The sequence below is a fragment of the Streptococcus sp. 3.1 genome, assembly GCF_016648915.1.
GTDB classification, from domain to species: domain Bacteria; phylum Bacillota; class Bacilli; order Lactobacillales; family Streptococcaceae; genus Streptococcus; species Streptococcus salivarius_E.
Genome location: NZ_JACLQV010000012.1, coordinates 1 through 12770 on the forward strand (window position 1 = coordinate 1; position 12770 = coordinate 12770).

Here is a 12770-nt window from a genome sequence, read left to right on the forward strand (position 1 = left end):
TATCAATTTTAAATTTGGATGGAATGATTGTTATTAATTCTTTTAATCCCTGCTTTACAAAACCTTGATTTTCATATTTTTCTGATATCCAATATCCAATTTCGGCTTGATGTTTTTGTAAATCAATATTATGTATATCTATCATCCCTACTGGTTTCTGATTGACGCAAATTGTTAACATAAATAACTCATTACGCTCCATTTTTTCACGTGCATACTTTATAAACGCTCTTTCATTTTCAATACTTTTCATATCTTCCACCCAAGGAAGCCACATAGCAAGACGTTCTCGTTCAGTAGAAACAATCTCATATAACCCTTCACTATGGCTATCGGATATATATAAAAGTTGGCATCGTTTCCCACGTGATTTATACTCTATGAATAGTTCCGAGTCCAAGTTGGTAGAATCCACTTCATACTCCTTGTTATAAATGATAATATTCTTTAGCTTCTTTATTTACGAAATCATTATATTACTTTTTTACTACTTTTCAAATGAATAAAATTTTGTCTATCTTTTTGAGGTCAGTACATATTACAACAACAAACGAATTAAGGTAAAACTAAAAGGACCTAGTCCTATATAGTAGAGAACTAAATCCTTCACTTAAATTATTTGTCTAACTTTCTAGTATCAGTTCAAGTTTATACCGCTCGACTCTTCACATAGTCAGGATAGCATAGAAAGATGTTTGCTTACTTAGTGAAATCCAATACTTTACGTCCTTGGATTTGTCCTTTTTCCATTTGATCAAAGACTTCTACTGCTGTATCAACAGGAACAGTTTCAACAACTGGTACCACCAAGCCTTGTGCGCCAAAGTCGAAGGCTTCTTCCAAATCCTTACGTGTACCTACAAGAGATCCAACAACACGGATACCATCTAGAACTGTTTTGACAATTGAGAGCTCCATATATTCTGATGGGAGACCAACCGCAACGACTGTTCCACCAGCACGTACACTATCGATAGCCTGGTTGAAAGCGACCTTAGAAACAGCTGTTACAACAGCACTGTGTGTACCACCAGTTTTTTCTTGGATATAGCCTGCTACATCTTCAACTTCTTTACCGTTCACCACTAAATCAGCGCCAGATTCTTTAGCCAAATCAAGTTTATCTTGGTTGATATCAACAGCTACTACTCGTGCATTGAAAACCTTCTTAGCATACTGAATAGCCAAGTTACCTAGTCCTCCAGCACCATAAATAGCTACCCATTGACCAGGTTCAACTTTAGCTTCTTTAATAGCTTTATATGTTGTAACTCCCGCACAAGTGATAGATGAAGCTTGAGCTGGATTAAGTCCTTCTGGAACTTTCACAGCATAGTCAGCAGTAACCAAAGCATAATCACTCATACCACCATCAACACTATAACCAGCATTTTTTACAGAACGACAGAGTGTTTCACGACCAGTTGTACAATATTCACAATGACCACATCCTTCGAAGAACCAAGCGATTGATACGCGATCACCTTTTTTAAGTGTTTCAACCCCTTCGCCAACTTCTTCAACAATACCAATTCCTTCGTGTCCTAAGATACGACCTGGTACTTGGCCAAAGTCTCCATGAGCTACATGAAGGTCAGTATGGCAAACGCCACAGTACTCAACTTTAACCAAAGCTTGACCATGACCAACTACTGCGGGTTTTTCATGATCAACAACTTCAACACCTGTACTTGCTTGATTAACAACAACTGCTCTCATCTTAATTACCTCCATATGATAACTTTTAACACCTTCATTGTAGCACTTACAGAGACAATGTCAACGCTTATATAAAACTTTTCTTAGCTTGCGAAAACTTTCTTGAAAACACTCTATACAAGTGAAATTGCTACTATTTCTGCTGCTGATATAGCTATATTTCAATCATTCCCAAGATATCTATACTGTCTCACAAGTGTCTTGGAATCCGGTAGGCCGACTTCAAAATGGAAATAATGATTGCGTCCATCTCTGGCATTCTCTTTATTTAATAAAAAATAATTCTTTTGACTGATGGCCATCTCCCTCATAATATCATCCGTCAAAAAGGTTAAGGGAATATCCATGGCAGAATAGCGATAAAAGTCTTCTTCAAATTTTAAATAGCTAGCAGAAAAATAGTCAATTTGAAGTTTATCATCATAAATTTTTCTCTTCCTCATCTATGTTTTCAACCCCCAAACTAATTTCTAATATATCCTTTGTTAGAATACATTTATGTCGCTTGCAAGATTTTATAGTAACTTGATTAAAATTCAAGTCAACCACATAGCCACTACATCTACAGCACCTACCTTGATCCTTTATCTGGAAATTTCCCAATAATTGACCTGAATAAAGCTGGTTTAATAAAGTAAACTTCTCTAAATCATCCAAATGACTCGTAAGATTTTCTTTAGTCTTATCTTCATGTAGGGAACTTGTGTGTTCTGACAAGAAAAAGCCCATCCACTTCATCATTCCCCTATCTTTATGTTCCCTAGCTGATTGAAAGGGAAGGTAACTACGGTCTATCATTTTAAGCCATCTAATCCCCCAGCCGAGTGTCCACCAATAAGCTTACTTCGAGCAAGACTCCTAGATGCCCCCTGTAAAGAAGTCGCTTTTTGAATGGTCGTAAAGCCAAATTCCTGACGAATACTATCTATAGCTGACTGAAGCCTTTCTTCTTTATCAATGTCATCTGGATTATCAAATAAAGAAAGAATTTGAAACCCTTCATCTACAAAATTTGCATAAGAGACACTCACACTTCGAACAGCCCCTCCTTGATATTTCTTCCTAAAGAGTGCAATGACATGTCCTATTAATATCCTTGTGTTATTAGCAGGTTCAATCTTCATCTGTGCTTGTAGCGAACGCTTGCCCTCTAACTTTGAAAATCCAATGCTAATGGAAACTTGACAAGCTTTCTTATGAGCTCGTCTTAACCTAATGGCTACCTGCTCCGCCATCTCTCTTAGAATCAATTCAATATCAGCTTGACGCTCATAGTCTCGTGGTAAGATTTGAGAATTTCCTAAGCCAAGTGACTTTGGTTTATAAGGTTTATGAACATTACTCTCATCAATACCGTTAGCATGAAAAAAGAGGTCTAAACCTACAATACCTAACTCCTTTTTAAGAATATCAGGATTGCTATTAGCAAGTTCTCGAATGGAGCAAATTCCCAACTTGTTTAGCCGCTTCTCCATCCGCTTACCAATCCCCCAGAAATCAGTCATATGGGGAATATTCCAAACCTTAGTCTCGACATCTTCATAGGACCAGTTGGCTCTCATAGTAGCCGTATGTTTAGCCTCATTATCAAGAGCTAACTTAGCCAATAAGGGATTGCTGTTAGACATTCCAACTGTCGAGTAAATGCCTGTCTCCCTCCAAATATCTCTTTGAATACGCCCTGAAATCATATCTAACTTATCTTTTCTAGTAACAGTCCTATCGGGTATAAAGTAATTCAGTGACGACGTGAGATCAATGAAACCCTCATCAATGGAATAGGGAAGAATATCTTCAACACTGGCATAATTCTGGAAAATGTGTTGAATCTGGATATTCTTTTTTATATAGAGATCCATTCTAGGAGGAACGATAAAGGTAACCTTGGCCCAAGATTCGATGTAATCTACAAAATCTCTATCCGTTGGAAGTCCCTGCTTTTTGGCATTATAATAATGAAACTTACGAGAATGAATGTCAAAAGGTAAGTCATAAGAACGACTAACATTTGACTTGCCAAAAACTTGCTTAAATATAGGGGAAGAGGCTAGTATCAAACCATTCGCATTTTCAGCCCTACTCATCACACATAGAGAGGTCTTAAGAGGGTGCAGTCCACGTTCAACACACTCCACACTTGCATAGAAAGATTTCATATCTACAAAAGCAATGTCACTTTGCGGTTCTCTTGAATAATCAAAATATCCCATGCTCGCCCTTTCGTTAGTTTATAAACTAACACTAGTATAAATTATAACTTCTTATATTTCAAGTATTTTCCATAAAAAAATAACAACATCCCTTCTATAATGTTGTTATCCTTCTATTTTTTCCCTTTAACTTGGTCTGTGGCAACATCTTCGCCAAACCACTTGTTAGAAATCTTTTGAAATTCTCCTTTTTTATAAAGGGTTCTAAATCCTTGATTGATTTTTTTGATCAGTGTCTTATCTGCTTTACGAGCACCTACAGCAAAGCTTTCACCTTCATAACCAGCAGGCATAACATTATACTGATCCAGAACCCCTGATTTTTCTAAGTAGTAATTAGCATACACACGGTCAATCAATAGACCGTCAATACGTCCACTATCAAGGTCAATCAAGGCTTGAGTAAAGGTCGAATATTGGACTGCTTTTTGGTTGGCAACGATATCCTTCAAAATCTTCGGAGAAGCATTGAAAGCATCATAACCGGAAGACCCTGCTTGGGCACCTAAGGTCTTACCTGACATTCCAGCAACAGAATCAATTCCCGAAGACTTTTTGGTTACCAGTACTTGTTCATTGACCATATAAGGTTCCGTGAAGTCCGCAGACTGCTTACGCTCATCCGTGACCGAGTAACCATTCCAAATGAGGTCAATTGTCCCATTCTTCAGTTCTGTTTCTTTCATATCCCAGTCAATAGCCTGCCATTCGACATCGATACCATACAATTTAAAGACTGCAGTTGCAAGATCAATATCAAAACCAACATAGCTACCATCCTTTTCCTCATATCCCATAGGAACAAAGGTTGCATCAAAACCAATTTTGATTTTCTTTTCTTTGGTATAGGTTTGCCACTGATCTTTCTGAGTTGCAAAATGTGAGCGCGAGCTGCAAGCTGATAGCGCAAACAAAGGCAAAATGACAAGACAGCCTAGCAAAATCGTTTTTACTATTTTTTTCATGGAAAATCCTCACTATTTTGGATTGATAGTGACAATCTCATCGGCGATGTGTTGTGCAAACTGCATATCGTGAGTGATAACGATTTGCGTAATCCCAGTCTCACGATTCTGCAAAATCAATTTCTCCACTTCTTGACGCAACTCAGGGTCAAGAGCTGATGTTGGTTCATCATAGCCGACAATTTTCGGATCAATCATCATAGCACGCGCAAATGCAACACGTTGTTTTTGTCCCCCAGAAAGAGAGTAAGGATAAGCATTTCCGTGAGCTCCAAGGCCTAAACGGTCAAGCAGAGCTTGAGCTTTTTTCTGAGCATCCTCCTTAGACATTCCCATCGTCTTAATTGGAGAAAGCGTTAGATTGTCTAAGACTGTTAAATGTGGAAACAGTTGGAAATCTTGGAAGACAAAACCGAGCAAATTACGACTTTCCATCTGATCCAAAGGAATCTCTTCATTTTCATAAATAATTTGTCCTGAATCAATGGTTTCAAGACCTGCTAGCATACGCAAGAGAGTCGTTTTACCACCACCAGATGGTCCGACAATAGCCAAGATTTTTCCTTCTTCTACTGTCAGATTATACTTATCAAAAATTTTGTGTTGACCAAATTGCTTGGAAATATTTTTTAATTCTAACATAAGGTCTCCTATTTATAATAGTTGAATTTCTTTTCGATGTTTTTCGAAGCCACAGTCACAACACCCACAAGGATAAGATAGATAGCTCCGGCCACAAACATCGGTGCTAAGGTCGCATCACGGTTCGCAGCGGTACGACTTTCCAAAAGAAGGTCTCCAACCCCAAGCACATAAACCAATGATGAATCCTTAACCAAGTTAATAATCTCGTTAAAGATACTTGGCAAGACAATCTTGACCACCTGAGGAAGGATAATGTAGCGGATGGTTTGGAAAGGACTAAGTTTAAGCATTTTTGCTGCTTCGTATTGTCCTTTCGGAATAGCCAAGATTCCTCCACGGAAAATCTCTGCGAAATAAGCTGCATAGTTAAGCGTAAAAGCAAGAATAGCAGCTGGTAGACGATCAAAGACAATCCCAACACTTGGAAGAACGTAATAAACGAAGATCAATTGTAAAAGGAGAGGCGTTCCACGCATAATCCAAACGTAAAGGGTTAATAACCAATTTAAAGGTTTGAATTTAATCTGCATTAAGAAAGCAAGTACAATCCCTAATGGAATCGACAGTACGATAACAATGAAAAATACTTGAAGTGTGACTACCGCACCGTTCAAAAGGGCTGGTAATACTTCCAAAACGTATGACATATAAACTCCTATAATTATTTAGTATTATTGAATATTATACCAATTTTTTTGAAAAAATGATATAAGATTTTGAAAATAGTAAAAAGGAGTGCGACTAGACCCAATTTTCAAAATGAGTTCATAATCACACTCCTGGGAGACTTAAATAGTCTGTCCTGAGAAACAAACAATACTTAAGTCTAGCATCCCTAAAGCTTATTTTAGATTTTCTTAACAAATTCAGATTTAAGTTTCATAGCACCAAAACCATCAATCTTACAATCAATGTTATGGTCACCTTCAACCAAACGAATATTTTTAACACGTGTGCCTTGTTTAATATCTTTTGGCGCACCTTTCACTTTCAAATCTTTAATAACTGTAACAGTATCACCGTCAGCAAGACGTGTTCCATTACTATCAAGAACCACAAGTCCTTCTTCTTCTGCAACTTCGTTTGGATCCCACTCATAGGCACATTCAGGACATACAAGCAAGATTCCATCTTCATAAACATACTCTGAGTTACATTTTGGACAATTTGGTAATGACATAATTCTCTCCTAAGATTGTGATATAGATACTATTCTACTTTAGATTCTCCAATTAAGCAAGGGTAAAAAGGATAAAAACAAACAACATCCCTTACACTGTAAGAGATGTTAGTATTTTTATTCAACAGTAACTGATTTAGCCAAGTTACGTGGTTTATCGACGTCAAGTCCACGATGAAGTGTTGCAAAGTAAGCAATCAATTGTGTCGGTACAACCATTGAAATTGGTGACAAGTAAGGGTGAACATTATTAAGAACGATGTCATCACCTTCTTTAGCAACATTTTCCTCAGCAATAGTCAACACTTTAGCACCACGAGCAGCTACCTCTTGAATATTACCACGAGTGTGGCTAGCAAGAACAGCGTCAGACAAGAGCGCAATAACAGGTGTACCATCTTCGATCAAAGCAATCGTTCCGTGTTTCAACTCACCTGCTGCAAAACCTTCACATTGGATATATGAGATTTCTTTCAATTTAAGACTGGCTTCCATAGCAACATAGTAATCTTGACCACGACCAATATAGAAAGCGTTACGTGTTTCTGCAAGAAGAGCTGCCACTTTCTCGTCAATGACTTCTTTTTCAGAGAGTGTTGATTCGATAGATTGTGCTACAAGTGACAATTCATGTACCAAGTCGAAAGCTTTAGCTTTTTCATTACCATTAGCCTCACCGACTGCTTTAGCCAAGAAGGCAAGAGCCGCAATCTGAGCAGTGTAAGCTTTAGTAGAAGCTACGGCAATTTCTGGGCCAGCATGAAGAAGCATTGTATGGTCAGCTTCACGAGAAAGGGTAGATCCTGGAACGTTTGTCACTGTCAAACTTGGAATACCCAACTCGTTAGCTTTAACAAGAACCTGACGGCTATCTGCTGTTTCACCTGATTGGCTAATAAAGACAAAGAGAGGTTTCTTGCTAAGGAGTGGCATACCATAACCCCACTCAGAAGAAATACCAAGCTCAACTGGTGTATCTGTCAACTCTTCGAGCATCTTCTTAGAAGCAAAACCAGCATGATATGATGTTCCTGCCGCAAGGATATAGATACGATCAGCCTCTTGAACAGCCTTGATAATATCAGCATCTACAGTCACTTGTCCCTTGTCATCTGTGTAGGCTTGGATAAGCTTACGCATCACTGTTGGTTGCTCATCGATTTCTTTGAGCATGTAGTAAGGGTATGTGCCTTTACCAATATCAGAAAGGTCAAGTTCAGCTGTATAGCTATCACGTTCTTTAACAGTACCATCATAATCTTGGACTTCGACACTATCAGCTTTCACGATAACTAACTCTTAATCGTGAATTTCCATGTACTGATTAGTTTCGCGAATCATAGCCATGGCATCTGAGCAGACCATGTTATAGCCATCACCAAGACCAATCAAAAGTGGTGATTTGTTTTTTGCCACGTAAATTGTTGAGGCATCTTCAGAATCCATAAGAGCGAAGCCATATGATCCACGGATAATATGAAGAGCTTTCTTGAATGCTTCAAGAGTTGACAAACCATCTTCTTCAACGAATTTTCCAATCAAGTGAACTGCAATTTCAGTATCAGTTTGGCCTTTGAAATGGTGACCAGAAAGGTATTCTTCCTTAATTTCAAGATAGTTTTCAATAACACCATTGTGAACCAAAACAAAACGTTCTGTTTCTGAGCGGTGTGGATGAGCATTATCCTCTGTTGGTTTACCGTGAGTTGCCCAACGAGTATGTCCGATACCTGCTGTCCCTTCTACTCCTTCAGTTTTAGCAGCAAGTTCCGCAATACGGCCAACAGCCTTAACCAATTGACTAGATGCATCGCCAGCTACAAAGATACCAGCTGAATCATAACCACGGTATTCTAGCTTTTCAAGTCCTTGAATCAAGATATCAGTTGCATTTGTGTTACCTACAACACCAACAATTCCACACATATTTTTAATAATAACCTCAGATCAAAGAGGTCATGTCTCCTTCATTTAAAATTGGTATAGTCAATAAGCTCTTTAAAAAGCTTAACGAGGACAGTATATTCCATATATTTGACATTGTCAAGCATAAAAATTGGTATAGTCCTAAAAAGACTTTTTACTCGCCTCTTATCCTAAGGAATAATCCTTAAAATATGCTATAATAAGGCTATGCGAATTCAACAATTACATTATATTATCAAAATCGTCGAAACCGGCTCAATGAATGAAGCTGCAAAACAACTTTTCATTACGCAACCAAGTCTTTCAAATGCTGTTCGTGACTTGGAAAGAGAAATGGGAATTGATATCTTTATCCGTAACCCTAAGGGAATCACCTTAACCAAGGATGGCGTTGAATTTCTCTCTTATGCCCGTCAGGTAGTGGAACAAACGAATCTCTTGGAAGAACGCTACAAGAGTCATACAGAGACACGTGAATTGTTTAGTGTTTCCTCTCAACACTACGCTTTTGTTGTCAATGCCTTCGTCTCACTTCTCAAAAGAGCTGATATGACACGTTACGAGCTCTTCTTACGTGAAACACGTACTTACGAAATTATTGAGGACGTTAAGAACTTCCGTTCAGAAATTGGTGTTCTCTTCCTTAACAGCTATAACCGAGATGTCTTGACTAAGATGTTTGATGACAACCGTCTCACATATACCAGTCTCTTCAAAGCTAGACCGCATATCTTTATCAGCAAGTCAAATCCATTGGCTAAGCATGAAGTTGTCTCTTTGGAAGATTTAGAAGACTTTCCATACCTTAGTTACGACCAAGGGATTCATAATTCCTTCTACTATTCTGAAGAGATTCTCTCTCAGATTCCCCATAAAAAGTCCATCGTGGTTTCAGACCGCGCGACACTCTTCAACCTATTAATCGGTTTGGATGGTTACACCATTGCTACAGGTATTTTAAATAGTAATTTGAATGGTGATAACATTGTCTCTATCCCACTTGATATTGATGATGAAATTGATATTGTTTACTTGAAGCATGAAAAGGCAACCCTCTCTAAAATGGGAGAAAAATTCCTTGATAACCTCGTTAAAGAAGTCACTTTTGACAACTAATAGATGTTAGTCCCCAGCACATAATGTTGGGGACTTTTTATCGCCAAAACTATCCAATTCAAAGCACAAAAAAGAGCCTTTCGACTCTCATCATTATTTATAATTTTTATAGCTTGCCCAAGCTTCATCTATAGATAAGGTATCAGCATCTGTATATGAGCCTCTATAGCTGTTCCAAACAAGGCCACTTGTTGAACCAGTTGCTTGGGTAACTGGAGCTTGATCATAGGCAGTCAAACCATAGTATGCAATAATGCTATTTAATTTAGAAGCGTAAAGACTATCTGTAGCATAAGTCCCTGTCAGTGCCTGAGTGGCATCTGCATAACTACTTGTATTTGATTTCCAAGTACCTGCATAAGTAGATGACGTCATCAAAGCAGCATAATCTGCTAGGGAATCACTCAGACTTCCATAAGAACGGAAAGGTTCATCAATCTCATAAGTCTTCCCTGTACCATCGTCTTCCCAAGTACGCATAGTAACGGAGTTTCCATTATAAGAGCCCTTAATCCCAAAGAAGTTGTAATAAGGAGCTTGACTCAAACCTGACTGACCTGAATTTGATTCCAGAATAGCTTGAGCAATTAGAACAGAAGCATAGATATTGTAATCTTGACCAATCTGTCTCGCAGTCTCTCCGATACTATCAATAAAAGCCGTCGTAGTTTGATTGTAGGCAGCTTCAGCTTTAGCATTAACACTGTTATCATTTTTTCTATCTGTTGTAAAAGCTAGAACCAAAAAGAGCGAACAAACAAAAGCTCCCACGATAAAAATCATATACTTCTTTAAATGACGATACATACAACCCTTCCTTCATAAAATTTTCAATTATAATATTTTAATACTATTCTATCAGAAAAACTGACAAGTCGCAACTTTCAGACCTATTTTCCTTGATAAATAAAGCAGATGTTACCTTTACATCATATTTATAATAAGCTATAATATAGTCAAATTTTAAGGAGATAAATGAATGAAAATAAAAGAATTCTTACCCGGACTAAGTATTGCAATACTTATATCTCTCCTAGCATGGTTCCTTGGAAACTTATTTCCTATTATTGGTGGGCCAGTCCTTGGTTTATTTATAGGACTTCTGATAGGAATTATTCTAAGAGATTCTCAGAAACTTAAAGCAGGAATGCAATTCACATCAAAAAAAGTATTACAATACGCTGTTATTCTTCTTGGATTTGGACTAAATCTTTCTCAAGTCTTTAAGGTTGGCGTAACGTCACTTCCCATTATTCTAGTGACTATTGCTACGGCACTCGTTACTGCTTACTTCATCCAAAAGCTATTTAGGTTAGATAGCGAAATTACTACTTTAGTAGGGGTTGGTTCTTCAATCTGTGGAGGTTCTGCTATTGCTGCAACTGCTCCTGTAATCAAGGCTAAAGATGAATCTATTGCAACAGCAATCTCGGTAATTTTCTTTTTTAACATCTTAGCGGCTTTAATCTTTCCTCACTTGGGATCTTGGTTGGGACTTAGTAATCAAGGCTTTGCCATATTTGCTGGAACAGCTGTCAACGATACTTCTTCTGTAACTGCTACAGCTAGTTCTTGGGATAGCTTACATGGAACATCTATCCTAGAGCAAGCAACCATTGTTAAATTGACTCGAACACTTGCTATCATCCCTATAACTCTTGGTCTATCTGTATGGCAGTCACGAAAGGATAATACAAAGGAAGCATTCTCGCTAAGCAAAGCAGTGCCTAACTTTATCCTTTGGTTCCTTTTGGCCTCACTGATTACAACTGTTGCAATGTCACTCGGTGTAACACCTGCCGTCTTTTCACCATTAAAAGACCTTTCAAAATTTATGATTATTATGGCAATGACAGCTATCGGTTTCCAAACAAATCTCAAAAAACTAATCACTAAAGGAGGCTCAGCACTTCTAGTGGGAGGAGTCTGTTGGTTATTAATTAGTCTTGCTTCTCTTCTCATGCAAAAGATATTAGGACTTTGGTAAAAGACATCTAAAAAACTCACAATCTGGCTAAGACTGTGAGTTTTTATTATAGAATCATTTTTTATACTCAAAGACATAGGTTTGAATAACCTTGTCCCCATCGTTTGTTACTTTCAAATCAACATTGTAGCTCTTGGTTTCACCACTAATATCCTGAACCTTATAATCATCATCTTTTTTTACCGAAGAGGTGGTCTGCCCTGAATAATGCTTTACTTCATGACTTGAAGTTCTGTCTAGAGAAAAAGGAATGAGCCCGTTTAAAGAATATAGCCCATACAAAATAAGACATAAAAAGCTCAGTGACGCAAGGCTCACCAAATAATATTTAACAAAAGCCCCCAATTTCAACCCCTGTTTACTCACTTAATTGTTATCTTCCTTTAACTTAACATTATTTTTATTAGAGTATTTTCAAATTTTATTTTACACACATTTGGGTATTTTGTCAAATTATTTGATATTTAAAACAGAACCTATATTTTTCTATATACTAAAAGCCGTTAGTCATCTAACGGCTATTTTTTATTTCTGAGATAATGTATTCAAGACGGCTATAGAGACCAAGTAATAAGTCGTAACTTCGATTTTCATTTTCTTTCAAAACAGTGAAAACTGTTGTACTATAGGTAAATTCAAAGAAGTCATCTAATTCCTTGAGCCAGTCATCAATAACCCCTAAATTTTGATCAATGATTGCAAACAAACTTGGTTGATACCAGATTGTACCTTCGATATAAAGGTTTTTGTCAGATAATTTAGATAGGGATACTTTCAAGTCAGCAAGCTCTCGTTTAGCAAGATTGGGTTCAATCTTTAAATCAAAAAGCAAACGTGCATCATGATTTAGAATATCGAGTTCTGCTTGAAGCAGTTGAATATAATGTATCGCTACTAAATACTGGTTCATGGGTCTCTCCTGGTCATCTGAAAATCGTACTATTATTGTACCACTAAAGAATGAAAAAATGTAGTAATTATTTAATTTTTTACAGGATTTTTTTAGAAAAAATACCATGCTT

14 protein-coding genes and 2 pseudogenes are annotated in these 12770 nt (G+C 37.4%); 3 read left to right on the plus strand and 13 right to left on the minus strand.

The genetic code is table 11. The annotated features are described in order from the left end of the window. Positions 1–415: GNAT family N-acetyltransferase (locus tag H7U02_RS07610; protein WP_201043095.1), on the minus strand; the 415-nt coding region annotated here is incomplete at its 3' end. A 118-nt stretch (positions 416–533) separates the two neighbouring features. On the opposite strand from H7U02_RS07610, the pseudogene H7U02_RS11715 reads away from it, so the two are divergent. Beyond that, positions 534–590 (plus strand): annotated as a pseudogene (locus H7U02_RS11715) (IS3 family transposase); the annotation flags it as partial. A gap of 109 nt (positions 591–699) precedes the next feature. Here the strand turns inward: H7U02_RS11715 and adhP are convergent. From adhP to glmS, 9 genes and pseudogenes are all read right to left on the minus strand, one after another. Next, a complete protein-coding gene (gene adhP / locus H7U02_RS07615; protein ID WP_021146799.1) occupies positions 700–1719 on the minus strand; it encodes an alcohol dehydrogenase AdhP in 1020 nt (339 codons plus the stop codon). A gap of 161 nt (positions 1720–1880) precedes the next feature. Then, positions 1881–2162, minus strand: coding sequence for a DUF5960 family protein (locus H7U02_RS07620; RefSeq protein WP_110981446.1), 282 nt, complete (start codon positions 2160–2162; stop codon positions 1881–1883). Then, positions 2140–2517 carry a hypothetical protein gene (locus tag H7U02_RS07625; protein ID WP_110981447.1) on the minus strand — a complete coding sequence of 126 codons (378 nt, stop codon included), beginning with the start codon at positions 2515–2517 and terminating at the stop codon, positions 2140–2142. The genes H7U02_RS07620 and H7U02_RS07625 overlap by 23 nt, the downstream gene beginning before the upstream one ends. Continuing rightward, positions 2514–3929, minus strand: a complete 1416-nt coding sequence (locus H7U02_RS07630) for a Y-family DNA polymerase (protein WP_110981448.1) — start codon at positions 3927–3929, stop codon at positions 2514–2516. The genes H7U02_RS07625 and H7U02_RS07630 overlap by 4 nt, the downstream gene beginning before the upstream one ends. A 113-nt stretch (positions 3930–4042) precedes the next feature. Then, on the minus strand, positions 4043–4894 hold the full coding sequence (locus tag H7U02_RS07635) for an amino acid ABC transporter substrate-binding protein (RefSeq protein WP_060971242.1): 852 nt from the start codon (positions 4892–4894) through the stop codon (positions 4043–4045). 12 nt (positions 4895–4906) lie between these two features. After that, entirely contained in the window at positions 4907–5536 is a 630-nt protein-coding gene (locus H7U02_RS07640) for an amino acid ABC transporter ATP-binding protein (protein WP_014634575.1), read from the minus strand. A gap of 8 nt (positions 5537–5544) precedes the next feature. Then, positions 5545–6186: an amino acid ABC transporter permease gene (locus tag H7U02_RS07645; RefSeq protein ID WP_014634576.1), complete on the minus strand. Its 642-nt coding sequence runs from the start codon at positions 6184–6186 to the stop codon at positions 5545–5547. Between the two features lie 200 nt (positions 6187–6386). Beyond that, complete coding sequence (locus H7U02_RS07650) at positions 6387–6719, minus strand: zinc ribbon domain-containing protein YjdM (RefSeq protein WP_002891088.1); 333 nt, start codon at positions 6717–6719, stop codon at positions 6387–6389. A 117-nt stretch (positions 6720–6836) separates the two neighbouring features. Further along, positions 6837–8645: pseudogene (gene glmS / locus H7U02_RS07655) on the minus strand (glutamine--fructose-6-phosphate transaminase (isomerizing)). Between the two features lie 207 nt (positions 8646–8852). Here glmS and H7U02_RS07660 point away from each other — a divergent pair. Continuing rightward, a complete protein-coding gene (locus H7U02_RS07660) occupies positions 8853–9761 on the plus strand; it encodes a LysR family transcriptional regulator (protein ID WP_073689982.1) in 909 nt (302 codons plus the stop codon). A gap of 93 nt (positions 9762–9854) precedes the next feature. Here H7U02_RS07660 and H7U02_RS07665 read toward each other — a convergent pair whose 3' ends face one another. Then, the gene (locus H7U02_RS07665; protein ID WP_110981450.1) at positions 9855–10568 is read right to left on the minus strand and encodes a glycoside hydrolase family 73 protein; all 714 of its coding nucleotides are present in this window, start codon (positions 10566–10568) and stop codon (positions 9855–9857) included. A 172-nt stretch (positions 10569–10740) separates the two neighbouring features. Between H7U02_RS07665 and H7U02_RS07670 the strand changes: the two genes are divergently transcribed. Then, complete coding sequence (locus tag H7U02_RS07670; protein ID WP_110981451.1) at positions 10741–11748, plus strand: YeiH family protein; 1008 nt, start codon at positions 10741–10743, stop codon at positions 11746–11748. Between the two features lie 54 nt (positions 11749–11802). Here the strand turns inward: H7U02_RS07670 and H7U02_RS07675 are convergent, their stop codons facing one another. Together H7U02_RS07675 and H7U02_RS07680 are read right to left on the minus strand one after the other, a co-directional pair. Further along, positions 11803–12114, minus strand: coding sequence for a hypothetical protein (locus H7U02_RS07675; protein WP_002891096.1), 312 nt, complete (start codon positions 12112–12114; stop codon positions 11803–11805). Between the two features lie 145 nt (positions 12115–12259). After that, on the minus strand, positions 12260–12658 hold the full coding sequence (locus tag H7U02_RS07680; RefSeq protein WP_037597868.1) for a hypothetical protein: 399 nt from the start codon (positions 12656–12658) through the stop codon (positions 12260–12262). Between the last annotated feature and the right edge of the window lie 112 nt (positions 12659–12770).

Bases quoted from the DNA above. Each gene is read 5' to 3' on its own strand.
- adhP (WP_021146799.1), bottom strand. From the start codon at position 1,719: ATGAGAGCAGTTGTTGTTAATCAAGCAAGTACAGGTGTTGAAGTTGTT.
- H7U02_RS07660 (WP_073689982.1), top strand. From the start codon at position 8,853: ATGCGAATTCAACAATTACATTATATTATCAAAATCGTCGAAACCGGC.
- H7U02_RS07635 (WP_060971242.1), bottom strand. From the start codon at position 4,894: ATGAAAAAAATAGTAAAAACGATTTTGCTAGGCTGTCTTGTCATTTTG.
- H7U02_RS07625 (WP_110981447.1), bottom strand. From the start codon at position 2,517: ATGATAGACCGTAGTTACCTTCCCTTTCAATCAGCTAGGGAACATAAA.
- H7U02_RS07665 (WP_110981450.1), bottom strand. From the start codon at position 10,568: ATGTATCGTCATTTAAAGAAGTATATGATTTTTATCGTGGGAGCTTTT.
- H7U02_RS07670 (WP_110981451.1), top strand. From the start codon at position 10,741: ATGAAAATAAAAGAATTCTTACCCGGACTAAGTATTGCAATACTTATA.
- H7U02_RS07680 (WP_037597868.1), bottom strand. From the start codon at position 12,658: ATGAACCAGTATTTAGTAGCGATACATTATATTCAACTGCTTCAAGCA.
- H7U02_RS07650 (WP_002891088.1), bottom strand. From the start codon at position 6,719: ATGTCATTACCAAATTGTCCAAAATGTAACTCAGAGTATGTTTATGAA.
- H7U02_RS07630 (WP_110981448.1), bottom strand. From the start codon at position 3,929: ATGGGATATTTTGATTATTCAAGAGAACCGCAAAGTGACATTGCTTTT.
- H7U02_RS07645 (WP_014634576.1), bottom strand. From the start codon at position 6,186: ATGTCATACGTTTTGGAAGTATTACCAGCCCTTTTGAACGGTGCGGTA.
- H7U02_RS07640 (WP_014634575.1), bottom strand. From the start codon at position 5,536: ATGTTAGAATTAAAAAATATTTCCAAGCAATTTGGTCAACACAAAATT.
- H7U02_RS07620 (WP_110981446.1), bottom strand. From the start codon at position 2,162: ATGAGGAAGAGAAAAATTTATGATGATAAACTTCAAATTGACTATTTT.